The 14,145-nt window shown below is 66.9% G+C and carries 15 protein-coding genes and 1 riboswitch; of the genes, 13 read left to right on the top strand and 2 right to left on the bottom strand.

Going from position 1 to position 14,145, the window contains the following annotated elements; all coding sequences use genetic code 11:
- Positions 1-3 precede the first annotated feature (3 nt).
- The gene (locus tag AC1ROD_RS03125; protein ID WP_492946793.1) at positions 4-318 is read right to left on the bottom strand and encodes a hypothetical protein; all 315 of its coding nucleotides are present in this window, start codon (positions 316-318) and stop codon (positions 4-6) included.
- A gap of 1,020 nt (positions 319-1,338) precedes the next feature.
- On the opposite strand from AC1ROD_RS03125, the gene AC1ROD_RS03130 reads away from it, so the two are divergent.
- Both AC1ROD_RS03130 and AC1ROD_RS03135 read left to right on the top strand, forming a co-directional pair.
- A complete protein-coding gene (locus AC1ROD_RS03130) occupies positions 1,339-2,268 on the top strand; it encodes a hypothetical protein (protein ID WP_492946794.1) in 930 nt (309 codons plus the stop codon).
- A 98-nt stretch (positions 2,269-2,366) separates the two neighbouring features.
- The gene (locus tag AC1ROD_RS03135; RefSeq protein WP_492946795.1) at positions 2,367-2,855 is read left to right on the top strand and encodes a hypothetical protein; all 489 of its coding nucleotides are present in this window, start codon (positions 2,367-2,369) and stop codon (positions 2,853-2,855) included.
- 10 nt (positions 2,856-2,865) lie between these two features.
- On the opposite strand, the gene thiC is transcribed toward AC1ROD_RS03135, so the two are convergent.
- Positions 2,866-4,695: a phosphomethylpyrimidine synthase ThiC gene (gene thiC / locus AC1ROD_RS03140; protein WP_492947727.1), complete on the bottom strand. Its 1,830-nt coding sequence runs from the start codon at positions 4,693-4,695 to the stop codon at positions 2,866-2,868.
- A 144-nt stretch (positions 4,696-4,839) separates the two neighbouring features.
- A riboswitch (TPP riboswitch) is annotated at positions 4,840-4,948 on the bottom strand.
- 208 nt (positions 4,949-5,156) lie between these two features.
- Here thiC and AC1ROD_RS03145 point away from each other — a divergent pair.
- Genes AC1ROD_RS03145 through trpA form a run of 11 tightly spaced genes read left to right on the top strand, consistent with a single transcriptional unit; the run spans position 5,157 to position 14,144 of the window.
- Positions 5,157-5,576: a BLUF domain-containing protein gene (locus AC1ROD_RS03145; protein WP_492946796.1), complete on the top strand. Its 420-nt coding sequence runs from the start codon at positions 5,157-5,159 to the stop codon at positions 5,574-5,576.
- 58 nt (positions 5,577-5,634) lie between these two features.
- A complete protein-coding gene (cuyA, locus tag AC1ROD_RS03150; protein ID WP_492946797.1) occupies positions 5,635-6,633 on the top strand; it encodes a D-cysteate sulfo-lyase in 999 nt (332 codons plus the stop codon).
- Complete coding sequence (gene cuyB / locus AC1ROD_RS03155; protein WP_492946798.1) at positions 6,633-7,292, top strand: cysteate racemase; 660 nt, start codon at positions 6,633-6,635, stop codon at positions 7,290-7,292. The genes cuyA and cuyB overlap by 1 nt, the downstream gene beginning before the upstream one ends.
- Positions 7,293-7,334: 42 nt before the next feature.
- Entirely contained in the window at positions 7,335-8,294 is a 960-nt protein-coding gene (locus AC1ROD_RS03160) for a nucleoside hydrolase (protein WP_492946799.1), read from the top strand.
- The gene (locus tag AC1ROD_RS03165) at positions 8,291-9,139 is read left to right on the top strand and encodes a ribokinase (protein ID WP_492946800.1); all 849 of its coding nucleotides are present in this window, start codon (positions 8,291-8,293) and stop codon (positions 9,137-9,139) included. Before AC1ROD_RS03160 ends, AC1ROD_RS03165 begins: the two co-directional genes overlap by 4 nt.
- Before the next feature lie 39 nt (positions 9,140-9,178).
- The gene (locus tag AC1ROD_RS03170) at positions 9,179-10,078 is read left to right on the top strand and encodes a class I SAM-dependent methyltransferase (protein WP_492946801.1); all 900 of its coding nucleotides are present in this window, start codon (positions 9,179-9,181) and stop codon (positions 10,076-10,078) included.
- 34 nt (positions 10,079-10,112) lie between these two features.
- Positions 10,113-10,853 (top strand): pseudouridine synthase, encoded by a 741-nt coding sequence (locus AC1ROD_RS03175; RefSeq protein ID WP_492946802.1) that lies wholly within the window; start codon positions 10,113-10,115, stop codon positions 10,851-10,853.
- 31 nt (positions 10,854-10,884) lie between these two features.
- Positions 10,885-11,523, top strand: coding sequence for a phosphoribosylanthranilate isomerase (locus AC1ROD_RS03180; protein ID WP_492946803.1), 639 nt, complete (start codon positions 10,885-10,887; stop codon positions 11,521-11,523).
- Positions 11,524-11,554: 31 nt separating this feature from the next.
- Positions 11,555-12,769 (top strand): tryptophan synthase subunit beta, encoded by a 1,215-nt coding sequence (gene trpB / locus AC1ROD_RS03185; RefSeq protein WP_492946804.1) that lies wholly within the window; start codon positions 11,555-11,557, stop codon positions 12,767-12,769.
- A 2-nt stretch (positions 12,770-12,771) separates the two neighbouring features.
- Positions 12,772-13,317 (top strand): hypothetical protein, encoded by a 546-nt coding sequence (locus AC1ROD_RS03190; protein WP_492946805.1) that lies wholly within the window; start codon positions 12,772-12,774, stop codon positions 13,315-13,317.
- Positions 13,314-14,144, top strand: coding sequence for a tryptophan synthase subunit alpha (trpA, locus tag AC1ROD_RS03195; RefSeq protein WP_492946806.1), 831 nt, complete (start codon positions 13,314-13,316; stop codon positions 14,142-14,144). Before AC1ROD_RS03190 ends, trpA begins: the two co-directional genes overlap by 4 nt.
- Position 14,145: the final 1 nt, after the last annotated feature.

The following is a 14,145-nucleotide window of genomic DNA, read 5'->3' on the forward strand; positions in this document are numbered from 1 at the left end:
CGGTCAGTCGTGGTCCAGGTGTTCGATCCGGCCGAGGCGCAACCGGTCGACGGTCAGCTCGCCGATATGCAGCCGCTCGAACCGGCCGCGCTTCACCGACAGCCGACCGATGGCCAGCGCCCCGATGGCCACCGCCCCGATCGCCATGGCCCCGACCATGAAACTGCCCAGCCCGAGGGTCCCGACGGCGCCCGCGCCGACCGCGCCTGCGCCGGCCGAGGCCTTGGCGACATGACGCGCGCCAGTCGAGGGGCGCTTGTGGCCGGGGATGGCGCCCCGGGCCCGGGAACGGGCTTCGCGATCGAAGACGTTGCTCATGCGGTGGAGGTTAGCATGGATTTTGGCTCACCTCTCCATTCGCGAAGGCGAATGGAGAGGACAGGTCGGCGCGTAGCGACGACCAGGAGAGGGCGACACAGGCGTTGAAAGTCGCTGACCGGAAACATCGCGTTGCCCCCTCCTGGCGGCCCCCGATCGCTTCGCGATCGGCCCCTCCACCGCTTCGCGGTCCCCCTACCCACTGCGTGGGGAGGATATGCCGCCTGTCCTCCCCATCGGCCTTCGCCGATGGGGAGGTGACGTGTGTCATCACACTCACGCGCGCCTGCGCTGAAGTTCGGGGGCCTTGGCGGAGCGACGGGCCTTCGCCCGGGACCGATAGGGTATGTAAGTTTCGGCAAAGACACTTCGCTCCGCACGGACGGTTTTCGACTGCGCCGAGGGCCTGGCTTCGCTCTTAACGAACGCCCCGTCTGCGCGCCGTGGGCGGCGGAGGCGACGACCTCCTGCCGGACCGGTACGGGTACTCCTCCCCGCCCCTGAGCCAGCCGGACTTGCACCGGCTCGACTTCGCGTCCCCTTCGGCGTCTCCGCCCCCGGGTCGCGCCCACTCCCTCCGTTCCCGCCGCCGCTTCGGATCGCCGGCCGAGCGAGCCCCCTGACGACAGGACGCGAGCATTATAGGCGGGCTTTCGGGCGTGCTGGGTTGAGGCGGGTGAGAAAGGCGGAAAGCCGGGAAATCGTTGGGATTGGGGAGGGGGATTGCGATGGCTAGGGGGATCGGGCGGCCTTATCCTCGCCCGTGCGCCGGCCCACGCCGACTGCTAGGCCAACTTTCATCCTAACTCTTCTCCGGCTGGAAAAGGGGCGTCGACCCATAACGCCTCGGCCCACTAGCGCGGAATGCTGTCGGCGCAGAGAGGCTGTGGTCAGGCAGTGAGCACGGACGTCGAGCCCCGCGTCCGTGGCGCGACAGTTACGGTCGCAGCCAAGTTAATGTCCTATTGACCACTAGCTCGGCGCAACTCAAAGTCGTTGTCAAATTACGAGGGTATCTAAGTGGCGACCAAAAAGAACGAGGCAGTCACGGCCACTTTTCACTACTTCGTGCGAACGCGGGAAGGGGCCAATAGCGAGCGTGTCGTCACGCCATTCACCCAAAGCGACTTTGACACCCTTGTCAGCAAGATCGAGAATTGCCCCCAACTCGATATGGACGACCCAAAAATTGCTGACCGAGTTCGCTTCCGATTTGTTGCGCCACTTGGTCCAGTCCAGCGTATCGATGCGCGGACCGCATTTGGTACCTTCAAGTCAGGATATTGGGGCCATGCGTATGAGAACACTGCTAAAGGCACTATTCCGGCGGAGAGCATAAGTCTGAGGCCGTTCGCCTACACGTTGTATTTGTCGGAGGCGGGAGAGATCTATGTTGGTAGCCAATACCTCGGTCTTTTTGGCGGGTATCAAGCTCTTAGCAACACACTTCAAGATCTTCTGGGTAACCCGAAGTCCATCGTATCACATTCGATTCGCCTAGGCGCAGCGGCGTATACAAATGCGCGTCCAATCGCCATCAACGTCCAGATATCAAATAAAGGCAAAACTACTGCCCATAGGGGAGGGATCGGATCGCGAACGGCTGTGGTGTTCAGGAAAGCTAGTCGAGACGATGGTTTTGAGGCTGAAGTAGCGAAGCGAGTCTATCCCGCGCTTGATCAAGGGCAGCATGCTGTTCGGCATGCAGTCGCTCAGATGATGAACGATAGCGACCTTATCAGTGTGCAGGACTCCGATATTGAGGACGCAACAATTATTGCTATGGTTGGCAAGAAGAGGAAGGTTATTCACCTCATAGAAGCTGGTGACGTGGCTACGCGATTTAACCTAGACGTTGACCTCAATGTTGATGGTCATCCTGAGCTTGGTCAGACGCGGGATGCGATGCTGACCGCTCTTCGCAAAGAAATTATAGGTCGTCGGAGATGATCAACAGAGCTTGGTCTATATACAAAGACAACAGGTCTACATTCTACGATTTTAGAACTAACCGGCCTCATAGACACGGATTGCGGAATACTTTATTTTTGGGATTGTCGCTCGGTCTTGCGCTTCTGATTCAAGGCGACGCCAATGATCTGCTTGACGCAGTAATTACAGTTCAGGCGATCTTAATCGGCTTCAGCTTCAGCGTTATGTTTTTCCTCGTTCAGTCGGGGAACAAAACGGAAACTATAGCGTCTTCCATAGAAGAAGACCTGAGGCAGGAGCAAATTTCACTTCTATCAAAAGAATTGTTTTGGAATATTTCCTATTTTAATTTGACCGCCTTGACGGGGCTTCTCTGTGCCTTGGCTTTGATGATTCCAAATGTTTGGGGTACTGCAGCAGAATTTGTCGCGGGGCAGAAGTCGCTCGGCCTGATGAAGGGCCCGATGATTTTTGCCGAGTCGACTAGCTATTATTTAGCGAAGTTTTTCTTCTTCCTGCTTTTGATAGAAAGCTCTTTTACATTTCTTAGAACCGTAGGGCGGGTGAATTTCTTATTCGAAGAGCGAATGAAGGCAGCAGGTTAAAGTTGTCGCCTCACACCTTCACCTCCACCACCCCGCCGCCGGCGCGGAACTTGGCCGACATCTCCGCCATTCCGGCCTCCGCCTCGAACAGGCTCGCGCCCGCGTCGTTCTGGGCCGCCGCATCCCGGCGGATGTCCTGGCTGATCTTCATCGAGCAGAATTTCGGGCCGCACATGCTGCAGAAGTGGGCGGTCTTGTGGGCTTCCTTGGGGAGGGTCTCGTCGTGGTATTTGCGGGCGGTTTCGGGGTCGAGGCCGAGGTTGAACTGGTCTTCCCAACGGAACTCGAACCGGGCGCGTGACAGGGCGTCGTCGTGGGTGCGGGCAGCCGGGTGGCCCTTGGCGAGGTCGGCGGCGTGGGCGGCGATCTTGTAGGTGATGACGCCGTCCTTGACGTCCTGACGGTCGGGCAGGCCGAGGTGCTCCTTGGGCGTGACGTAGCAGAGCATGGCCGTGCCGAACCAGCCGATCATGGCCGCGCCGATGGCCGAGGTGATGTGGTCATAGCCGGGGGCGATGTCGGTGGTCAGCGGGCCCAAGGTATAGAAGGGCGCCTCGTGGCAGTGTTTGAGCTGCTCATCCATGTTCGCCTTGATCTTGTGCATCGGCACGTGGCCGGGGCCTTCGATCATCACCTGACAGCCCTTGGCCCAGGCGATCTTCGTCAGCTCGCCCAAGGTGCGCAGCTCGGCGAACTGGGCCTCGTCATTGGCGTCGGCGATCGAGCCGGGACGCAGGCCGTCGCCGAGGCTGAACGACACGTCGTAGGCGCGCATGATGTCGCAGATTTCCTCGAAATGCTCGTAGAGGAAGCTCTCCTTGTGGTGGCTCAGGCACCACTTGGCCATGATCGAGCCGCCGCGCGAAACGATGCCGGTGACGCGTTTGGCGGTCATCGGGATGAAGGGCAGGCGGACGCCGGCGTGGATGGTGAAATAGTCGACGCCCTGTTCGCACTGCTCGATCAGGGTGTCGCGATAGACCTCCCAGGTCAGGTCCTCGGCGATGCCGTTGACCTTCTCCAGCGCCTGATAGATCGGCACCGTGCCGATGGGGACGCTGGAGTTGCGGATGATCCAGTCGCGGATGTTGTGGATGTTGCGGCCGGTCGACAGGTCCATGACGTTGTCGGCGCCCCAGCGGGTGGCCCAGACCAGTTTGTCGACCTCGTCATCGACGGAGCTGAGGACCGCCGAGTTGCCGATGTTGGCGTTGATCTTCACCAGGAAGTTGCGGCCGATGATCATCGGCTCGACCTCGGGGTGGTTGATGTTGTGCGGGATGATGGCCCGGCCGCGGGCGATCTCCTGGCGCACGAACTCAGGCGTCACGAAGTCGGGAATGGCGGCGCCGAAGTCCTCGCCGTCGCGGATGCACGGCGCGTTCTGCTCGCGGCGCAGGTTTTCGCGGATGGCGACATATTCCATCTCGGGCGTGATGATCCCGGCCTTGGCGTATTCGTACTGGGTGACCGGACGGCCCTCGACGCCCTTGAACACCTTGTGGTTGGAGACGTCGAAGCGCGGGGCGAGGTGGCGGCCCGAGGCGTGGCCGTTGTCCTCGGGCTTGACCTCGCGGGGCTCGAGGACGGGGGCGATGTCGCCGCGGTCCAGCTGCCAGCTGGATTTGACGAGGGGCAGGCCCTTCTTGATGTCGATCGTGACGGTCGGGTCGGTGTAGGGGCCGGAGGAATCGTAGATCGTCACCGGCGGCTCATTGGCGCTCGGGTGGACGGCGACCTCGCGGAAGGGGACGCGGATGTCGGGGAAGAGCTCGCCCGAGACATAGACCTTCTTCGACCCGGCGCGCTCGCCGGTCGGGATGGTCCCGGTCTCCGCCATCACCTGTTCGCGGGCGTCCTTGAGCGCGAGCTCGACGTTCGGCTCTTCGGGGAGCGCGGGCGGGGTGACTTGAATGTTCATGGCGGCCTCAGGTGTTGAGGGCTCCGCCGACGTCGGGAATTACAAATGGGTCCTGTGGCGTGCGGACCGGAAGCGTACTCATCCCTTCGCCGGCATGACCCGGATCAGGTTCGGCCGGTCAGAGGGCTACCTCAATCTCAGCGGCTCGAATGCCGCCCCCGGGAGAACGCAATGACCCTAGGGCAATCGGGCGCGAGGCTCAACCGGAGACGTTCCGGTGGTAGGCGCGGAATGTGAGCGCGCTTAAGGCGAATTTCACTCACCCGCAAGCGAGAGTTGTTATATTTCCCTTGTAGCTCAGGCTCTTATGGGTTTGGCAATGTTTACAGGAAATGGTCGTTTCCTAGTAAATCCCCCGCTTCCCCCTCCCCAGGAACGCCATGACAAAGACGCTCCAACGACTGGTGTATCGCAGCACGGCCACCGGTAGCACGACCTCCCTGCTCAACCTCGTTTCCATCCTCGGCGAAAGCCAACGCAACAATGACCGCGACGAACTGACCGGCGCCCTGGCCGCGCACAAGGGCCGCTATGTGCAGGTGGTGGAAGGCGCGGCGACCACCCTGGACGGCCTGCTGCGCCGGCTGGAGCGGGACCCGCGCCACAAGGACATCAAGCTGCTGGAGCGTGAGAACATCACCACGCGCGAGTTCGGCCGCTGGGCCATGGCCAACGCCGTGGTGACGCCCGAGGCCGCCCCGGTGCTGGAGGATCTGATGGCGTCGGACTTCCCCTCGGCGGCCCTGATCGTCGAGGCGCTCAAGGCGGCGGTCAGCCTGCAGCACGCCGAGGCGGTCTAGGCGTCTTCGCACGGTCGTTTCGAGGGCGTAGGAGGGGTTCGCAAACCGGAGCCCCCTCATGCACCTCGCCCGCTTCCCCCGCGTCCGACTGGCCCATCTGCCCACGCCGCTGGAGCCGCTGCCGAGACTGTCCGAGGCGCTCGGCGTCGAGCTGTGGATCAAGCGCGACGACTGCACGGGTCTGGCCGGGGGCGGCAACAAGACGCGGAAGCTCGAGTTTCTGCTGGGCGACGCCTTCGAACAGGGGGCCGACACCCTGGTCACGCAGGGCGCGGTGCAGTCGAACCATGTGCGCCAGACGGCGGCGGCCGCCGCGGCCCACGGGCTGAAGTGCGAGATCATCCTCGAGGAACGCACCGGGTCGAAGGCGACCGACTATACCCGCAACGGCAATGTTCTGCTGGACCGGCTGTTCGATGCGTCGATCCGCACCGTGCCGGGCGGCTCTGACATGGTCGCCGAGCTGGAGATCACGGCCGAGGCGGTCAGGAAGCGCGGCGCCAAGCCCTATGTCATCCCGGGCGGCGGCTCCAACCCGATCGGGGCGCTGGGATACGTCGACTGCGCGCGCGAGATCGTGGTCCAGGCCGATGAGCTGGACATGCAAGTCGACCGGATCGTGACGGCGACGGGCAGCGCCGGGACCCATGCGGGTCTGGTCGCCGGTCTGGCGGTCATGGGCGCGGACATCCCGGTGCTGGGCATCGGGGTCCGGGCGCCGAAGGAGAAGCAGGAGGCCAATGTCCTCAAGCTGGCGAAGGAAACCGCCGCCCTGCTGGGCCGTCCCGACACGGTCACCGACGCCATGGTCGTCGCCGACTGCGACTATGTCGGCGCGGGCTATGGGCTGGTCGACGAGGCGGTGATCGAGGCGCTCAAGCTGGCGGCGCGCACCGACGGCATCGTTCTGGATCCCGTCTATACCGGCAAGGCGATGAAGGGGCTGATCGCCTTGGCCCGCGCCGGCCGGTTCGAGAACGAGACGGTCGTCTTCCTGCACACCGGTGGGGCTCAAGGGTTGTTCGGCTATCAGGGCGAGATCGAGGGTTCGCTCTGATGAAGGTGCTGGGCGTGCTCGGCGGCATGGGGCCGGCGGCGACGGTGGCGTTTCTGGCGCGGGTTCAGGCCCTGACGCCGGCCGAGGGCGACGCCGATCACATCCGCGTCCTGATGGACATGAACCCCCAGGTGCCGGACCGGAACAGGACGCCCGATCAGGCCGAGGCGGTGCTGGGCGAGATGGCGGCGCGGTTGAGGGACGCCGGCGCCGAGGTCATCGCCATGCCGTGCAATACGGCGCACGCGCAAGGCGCCGGCATCCGGGCGGCCGGTCTGCCCTTCATCGACATGATCGCCGAGACGACGGCGGCGGTGGTCGCGACGGGAGCGAAACGGGCGGGCATCCTCGCCACGCCGGGGGGCGAGGCCCTCTATACGGCGGCTCTGACGGCGGCGGGGATCGAGCCGGTGGTGCTGGAAGGCGCCGACCGCGACGCCTTCATGGCCCGGGTCTATGGGGTCAAGGCGGGCGACATGGGCGAGGCGGCGCGCACGCGGATGGCCCAACTGGCGGCGGCCCTGGTCGCGCGCGGCACCGATGTGGTCATCGCCGGCTGCACCGAGGTGCCGCTGCTGCTCGGCGCGGGGGAGGTGACCGTGCCTCTGGTGGATTCCGCCGAGGTGCTGGCGCAGGTCTGTGTGGACGCCTGCCGCTGAGATCGCTTGCCCTTCGCGCCGACCCTCGCCAAACCTGTCGCGATGACGACGCGTAGCCTGATTATCGATTGCGACCCCGGGGTGGATGACGCCGTGGGGTTGTTCCTCGCCTTCGCCGCACCGGAGCTGGAACTGCTGGCGGTGACCACGGTGGGCGGCAATGTCCCGGTGACCGCGACGGCGCGCAACGCCCGGATCATGCGCCAGATCGCCGGGCGCGAGGATGTGCCGGTCCATGCAGGCGCCGAACGCCCTCTGGTGCGCGAACCGGCCGGGGCGGGGGAGTTCCACGGGCTGGAGGGGACGGGCGACCTGACCGTCTTCGAGCCTGATGCGCCCGTTGCCGAGGCACACGCGGTCGACGCCATTATCGATCTGGTCATGAGCCGTCCGGCGGGCGAGGTCGCCCTGTCGGTCATGGGGCCGATGACCAATGTGGCGCTGGCGATGCGCAAGGAGCCCCGGTTGGCGGCGCATGTCGGCTGTGTCGTGGTCATGGGAGGGGCGCGCAGCGAGGGCGGCAACATCACTGCCTCTGCCGAGTTCAACATCTGGGCCGACCCGGATGCGGCGGCCGAGGTCTTCGCCTCGGGTTGCGAGATGATCGTCATGGGTCTGGACGCCACCCATCAGGTGCGGGCCACCGAGGCCCGTATCGCCGCCATCGAGGCCATCGGCACTCCGGCCGCCGAGGCCACGGCCTCGATGCTGCGCTTCTCCCAGCGTATCGAACGGACCATCGTCGGCTGGGACGCGGCGCCGCTGCATGACCCCTGCACCGTCGCCTGGCTGTTGAAGCCCGAGCTGTTCGAGACCCGGCCGTGCCGGATCGCGGTCGAGACGGCGTCCGACCTGACCCGCGGCCATACGGCGGTGGAGTTCCGCATCGACCCCGCGACCGCGCGCCATCACTGGGCGACGCAGGCGGACGGGCAGGGGGTGTTCGACCTGATCACGGCGACGCTGAAGGCCGCCGCCCCGCAGAGAAAGGCCGTCGGATGAACATTACCGTCGTCGGCTCGATCAACCTCGACTTCGTCGCCTCCGCCCCCAGCCTGCCGGCGCCGGGCGAGACGGTGACGGGCGCGACCCTGATGCGCCATCCGGGCGGTAAGGGCGCCAATCAGGCTCTGGCGGCCGAGAAGCTGGGCGCCGAAGTGGCCCTGATCGGCCGGGTCGGCGACGACGGCATGGCGGGCGTGGCCCTGGCCCTGATGGAGGATTTCGGCGTCGATCTGGCGGGGGTGGAGGTCGATATCGCCGCCCCGACCGGTGTCGCCCTGATCGCCGTCGATCCCTCGGGCGAGAACCAGATCGTGGTGGCGGCGGGCGCCAACCACATGGTCACGCCGGAACAGCTGCCGGCCCGGATCGAGGGGCCGCTGATCGTCCAGCTGGAGCTGCCGATCGCGACGGTGGAGGCCGCCGTCGGGCGCGCCGTGGGCTTCGTCTGCGCCAACCTGGCCCCCGCCGCCCCGGTGTCCGAGGCCCTGCTGCGCCGCGCCGACCTGATCGTGGTCAATGAGGTGGAGGCGGCCTTCTACGGCGACCTGCTGCATCACGGCGGCGGTCGGGTGGTGATCACCCAGGGCGCGCGCGGGGCCGAGATGTACCAGCGCGGGGTCAAGATCGCCTGGGCCAGTCCGCCCAAGATCACGGCAGTGGACGCCACCGGCGCCGGCGACGCCTTCGTGGGGGCCATCACCGTGGCCCTGCTGGACGGGATGGAGCCGGCGGACGCGCTGAAGTTCGCCTGCGCCGCCGGGGCCGTCGCCGCCACCCGCGCCGGGGCCCAGCCGTCCCTGCCGACGCGCGACGAGGTCGAGGCTCTTCTCGCCCAGGGCTAGCGGTTCCGGTTCCGGCCGGAACCGGCTATAGGCGCCGCGATGAACACGATCCTCTATGGACGGCCGCCGCTGGTCTTCGATCCGCCCGGCGCCGCGACCCAGACCTCGCCCCTGATCCCGGCCTCGACCGCGCTGGAAAGCCTCGCGCCTGGCTCGGTCGACGAGATCATGATCTATGCCCCGCCCGGCGTGCTGGAGCGGCGCTATACGCTGGCGCTCGCCCTGAAGGCCCTGAAGGTCGGCGGGCGGCTCGACGTCATGGCCCCCAAGGACAAGGGCGGCTCGCGGCTGAAGAAGGAACTGGAGGCGTTCGGCGTCGAGATCGGCGAGACGGCCAAGGCGCACCACCGCCGCTGCGTCGTCATCAAGCCGGAGGCGATGACCGGGATCGACGCCGCCATCGAAGCCGGCGCGCCGCGTCTGGTCGAGGGGCTGGAAGCCTGGTCGCAACCCGGCGTCTTCGCCTGGGACCGGATCGACGGCGGCTCGGCCCTGCTGGCCCAGGTTCTGCCGCCGCTGAAGGGATCGGGCGCCGATCTGGGCTGCGGCTACGGCGCGCTGGCGACCGTGGTGCTGCGTTCGCCGGCGGTGACGGCGCTGAAGCTGGTCGACACCGACCGCCGCGCGGTCGAGGCCGCGAAACGCAATGTCGAGGACCCGCGCGCGACCTTCGACTGGACCGATGTCCGCACGCTCGACGAAGGCGGCGATCTGGATTTCGTGGTCATGAACCCGCCCTTCCACGACGGCGGCGCCGAGGACCGGCGGCTGGGTCAGGCCTTCATCCGCAAGGCCGCTGGCATGCTGAAAAAGGGCGGCGTCCTGTGGCTCGTCGCCAACCGCCACCTACCCTATGAGGCTGAGCTGAAGGACGCCTTCAAGCGCGTGACCCCGGTCGGCGACGGCGGCGGCTACAAGCTGTTCGAGGCGACGAAGTGACCCGCGCTCAAGTAGCCCGAAGGGCGATAGCGCAATGAAAAAAGTTCCGACCAGCCGGGTGGACAAGCTGCTCGGCTCGATGGGCTACGGCTCGCGGACCGAGATCGCGCGGCTGGGCAAGGTCGGGGGCATTGTGCTGGACGGCGTCGATCTGACGGATGTGTCGAAGCGGATTCCGGTGACGGCCGACCTGTCGTCGCGGATGGAGATCGACGGCGAGCCTCTCGATCCCACGCCCGGTCTGGTCATCCTGTTGAACAAGCCGCTGGGCATGACCTGTTCGCACAAGGAGGACGGGGCGCTGGTTTATGACGTCCTGCCCGAGCGCTGGCGGCGGCGCGATCCGGCCATCTCGACCATCGGGCGGCTGGACAAACAGACCTCGGGCCTGCTGCTGCTCACCGACGACGGCGACCTGCTGCATCGGGTGATCAGCCCGAAGAAGCATGTGGCCAAGGTCTATCGCGCGACCCTAGCCCGGCCTCTGGTCGGGACGGAGGCGGCCCTGTTCGAACAGGGCGGTCTGGTGCTGGAGGGCGAGGACAAGCAGCTGGCGCCCGCGTATCTGGAAGTGCTCTCGCCGACCGAGGCCCGGCTGACGGTGACCGAGGGCCGCTATCACATGGTCCGTCGGATGTTCGCCGCCGTCGGCAACCACGTCGAGGCCCTGCACCGCGAACGGCTGGGCGGCCTGAGCCTGCCCGACGATCTGCCCCCCGGCGAGTGGCGGCTGCTGGATCAGGCGCAGATCGACGCGATCTTCGCCGGGTCTTGACCTCAGCCCGCCCGCCGCGCACCTGCGGGGCATGACCATCGGCGTGAAGATCTGCGGCCTGACCACTTCCGAGACGCTGGACGCGGCGCTGGACGGCGGGGCTTTGTTCGTGGGCGCGGTGGTGTTCGCCAGGAGCCCGCGCAACATCGCGCCGGTCGAGGCGGCGGCCCTGTTCGAGCGGGCGCGGGATCGGGCGAAAATCGTGGCGGTGGTGGTCAATCCCGACGACGCCCTGCTGGGCGAGATCGCGGCGACCCTGAAGCCGGACTTCATCCAGCTGCATGGCTCCGAGGCGCCCGGGCGGGCGGCAGAGGTCCGCACCCTGACCGGCGCCGGGATCATCAAGGCCCTGCCGATCCGCACCGCCGACGATTTCGGCGCGGCTGCTGATTGGGAGCCCTTCGCCGACCATCTGATGTTCGACGCCAAACCGCCCGAGGGCGCGGACCTGCCGGGCGGGGTGGGGGCCTCGTTCGACTGGTCCCTGCTGGCCGGACGAACGTTCGGCAGGCCGTGGTTCCTGGCGGGCGGGCTGAACCCCGACAACGTCGCCGAGGCGGTCCGGATTTCGGGTGCGCCCCTCGTGGACGTGTCCTCTGGCGTGGAAAGCGCCCCGGGTGTTAAGGACACGGCCCGGATCGCGGCGTTTCTGAAGGCGGCGCGGTCCTAATTCCGACGCCTCCCCGCGTGAAGGTCTGCCTGTGAACGCCATTCTGCCCAACGCCTACGCCCAGCCCGACGCCGAGGGCCGTTTCGGTCCCTATGGCGGCCGGTTCGTGCCCGAGACCCTGATGCCGCTGGTGCTGCAGCTGGACGAGGCCTATGCGGCGGCCAGGGCGGACCCGAGCTTCCAGGCCGAGCTGGACGGCTTCCTGACCCACTATGTCGGCCGCGAGAGCCCGCTCTATTTCGCCGAGCGCCTGACCGAGCATTTCGGCGGGGCCAGGATCTGGCTGAAGCGCGAGGACCTGAACCACACGGGCGCGCACAAGATCAACAACTGCATGGGCCAGATCCTGCTGGCCCGCCGCATGGGCCGCACGCGGATCATCGCCGAGACCGGCGCAGGCCAGCACGGGGTGGCGACGGCGACCGTCTGCGCCCGCTTCGGCCTGCCCTGCACCGTCTATATGGGCGCGGTCGATGTCGAGCGGCAGCAGCCCAACGTCTTCCGCATGAAGCTTCTGGGGGCCGAGGTCTTCCCCGTCACCGCCGGCGCCGCGACCTTGAAGGACGCGATGAACGAGGCGATGCGCGACTGGGTGACCAATGTCGAGGACACCTATTACATCATCGGCACCGCGGCCGGGATGCACCCCTATCCGATGATGGTGCGCGACTTCCAGTCGGTGATCGGCAAGGAGATCAAGAGCCAGTCGATGGCCCAGATGGGCAAGCTGCCCGAGGCCGTGGTCGCCTGTATCGGCGGCGGGTCGAACGCCATCGGCGCCTTCCATCCCTTCATCGACGACGCTGGCGTGCGGCTGATCGGGGTCGAGGCGGCGGGCCACGGGCTGGATACGCCGGATCACGCGGCCTCGCTGAAGGGCGGACGGCCCGGCGTGCTGCACGGCAACCGCACCTATCTGCTTCAGGACGACGACGGCCAGATCCTGGAAGGCCACTCGATCTCGGCCGGCCTCGACTATCCGGGCATCGGGCCCGAGCACGCCTGGCTGCACGACATCGGCCGCGCCGAATACCGCTCGGCGACCGATCAGGAGGCGCTGGACGCCTTCCAGCTGTGTTCGAAACTCGAAGGGATCATCCCCGCGCTTGAACCCTCCCACGCCCTGGCCCGGACGGGCGAGATCGCCAAGGAAGTGGGCAAGGGCGGCGACGTGGTCCTGCTGATGTCGGGCCGTGGCGACAAGGATATCTTCCAGGTCGCGAAATATCTGGGTGTGGAGTTGTGAGCATGAAAATCCTGACCACCGCCGCGACGGCGCTTCTGATTTCGGCCGGCGCCGCTTCGGCCGGAACCCCGGCGCCCCAGGTCGCCGCCGGGACCGCCGTGCCCTGGGGGCAGACGACCCGCACTCCGGCTCCGGCCCCCGCGCCCGCCCAGACACCCTCGGCGCCCGTCGCCGGCGCACCGACAGGTCTGCTCGACCTCGACATTCCCCAGGTTTCGGGCACGGCGGGCGATCCGACCTGCGGCGGCAACGCCGCGATCGCGAGCCAGGCCTTCTGCGTTCAGACCACCCAGGCGGCGATGCAGACGGTCGCCGATCAATACGATCAGGCCTTCCAGAAGCAGGGCTGGCTCGCGGCGGGCGGCGAGAACAACCTGACCGTCTATGTGAAGCGCAAGGAAGGCGGCGGCTGCATGGGCTTCCAGCTTCTGGCCTTCGCCGATCCGAACCGCGCCGCCGCTCCGGCTGCTCCCGGCTATTTCGCCTTCGCGACCATTCCCGGCGACGTCTGCGCCAACCGTCCGGCCCCGGCGGCGCCCGCCCAATGACCACAGCCCGTATCGACGCCCGTTTCGCCGCGCTGAAGGCCGAGGGCCGGGCCGGCTTCGTGGCCTATGTCATGGCCGGGGATCCCTCGCGCGACGAGGCGCTGGAGATCCTGAAGGGCCTGCCCGCAGCCGGGGCCGACATCATCGAGCTGGGCTTCCCGTTCAGCGACCCCATGGCCGAGGGTCCGCCGATCCAGCGCGCCGCCCAGCGCGGCCTCAAGGCCGGGCTGACGCTGAAGGGTACGCTTGAGCTCGCCGCCGCCTTCCGCGAGACCGACGCCGACACCCCGGTGATCCTGATGGGCTATCTGAACCCCATCGAGAGCCACGGCTATGAGGCTTTCGCGCGTGACGCGGCAGCCTCGGGCATCGACGGCCTGATCGTGGTCGACTGCCCGCCGGAAGAAGCGGACCCGCTGTCCGACGCCCTGGACGCGAACGGCGTCTCCCTGATCCGTCTGGCCACCCCGACCTCGGACGACGCCCGTCTGAAGGTCATCGCGCGGCGCACCTCGGGCTTTGTCTATTATGTCTCCGTCGCCGGCGTGACCGGGGTGAAGGAGGCGCAGGCCGTCTCGGTCGCCCCCGCCGTCGAGCGGGTTCGCAAGGCTTCGGGCCTGCCGGTCGCCGTCGGCTTCGGGGTCAAGACGCCCGAGCGCGCCGCCGAGATCGCCCGCGTCGCCGACGCCGTGGTGGTCGGCTCGGTCCTGGTCGAGGAGGTCGCCTCGGCGCTCGCCGCGAACGAACCCGCCGCCCCGCGCGTTCTGGCGAAGGTGAAGGCTCTCGGCGACGCCGTACGGGGTGCGCGCGTGGGCGAAACCGTCTAGA

It is taken from the genome of Brevundimonas sp. GW821-FHT12E07, from assembly GCF_058807035.1.

What these genes read in the sequence shown, in the direction of transcription:
- AC1ROD_RS03125 (WP_492946793.1), bottom strand. Translation starts at nt 318, where the DNA reads ATGAGCAACGTCTTCGATCGCGAAGCCCGTTCCCGGGCCCGGGGCGCC.
- thiC (WP_492947727.1), bottom strand. Translation starts at nt 4,695, where the DNA reads ATGGCGGAGACCGGGACCATCCCGACCGGCGAGCGCGCCGGGTCGAAG.
- AC1ROD_RS03145 (WP_492946796.1), top strand. Translation starts at nt 5,157, where the DNA reads ATGACAAAGACGCTCCAACGACTGGTGTATCGCAGCACGGCCACCGGT.
- cuyA (WP_492946797.1), top strand. Translation starts at nt 5,635, where the DNA reads ATGCACCTCGCCCGCTTCCCCCGCGTCCGACTGGCCCATCTGCCCACG.
- cuyB (WP_492946798.1), top strand. Translation starts at nt 6,633, where the DNA reads ATGAAGGTGCTGGGCGTGCTCGGCGGCATGGGGCCGGCGGCGACGGTG.
- AC1ROD_RS03160 (WP_492946799.1), top strand. Translation starts at nt 7,335, where the DNA reads ATGACGACGCGTAGCCTGATTATCGATTGCGACCCCGGGGTGGATGAC.
- AC1ROD_RS03165 (WP_492946800.1), top strand. Translation starts at nt 8,291, where the DNA reads ATGAACATTACCGTCGTCGGCTCGATCAACCTCGACTTCGTCGCCTCC.
- AC1ROD_RS03170 (WP_492946801.1), top strand. Translation starts at nt 9,179, where the DNA reads ATGAACACGATCCTCTATGGACGGCCGCCGCTGGTCTTCGATCCGCCC.
- AC1ROD_RS03175 (WP_492946802.1), top strand. Translation starts at nt 10,113, where the DNA reads ATGAAAAAAGTTCCGACCAGCCGGGTGGACAAGCTGCTCGGCTCGATG.
- AC1ROD_RS03180 (WP_492946803.1), top strand. Translation starts at nt 10,885, where the DNA reads ATGACCATCGGCGTGAAGATCTGCGGCCTGACCACTTCCGAGACGCTG.
- AC1ROD_RS03190 (WP_492946805.1), top strand. Translation starts at nt 12,772, where the DNA reads ATGAAAATCCTGACCACCGCCGCGACGGCGCTTCTGATTTCGGCCGGC.
- trpA (WP_492946806.1), top strand. Translation starts at nt 13,314, where the DNA reads ATGACCACAGCCCGTATCGACGCCCGTTTCGCCGCGCTGAAGGCCGAG.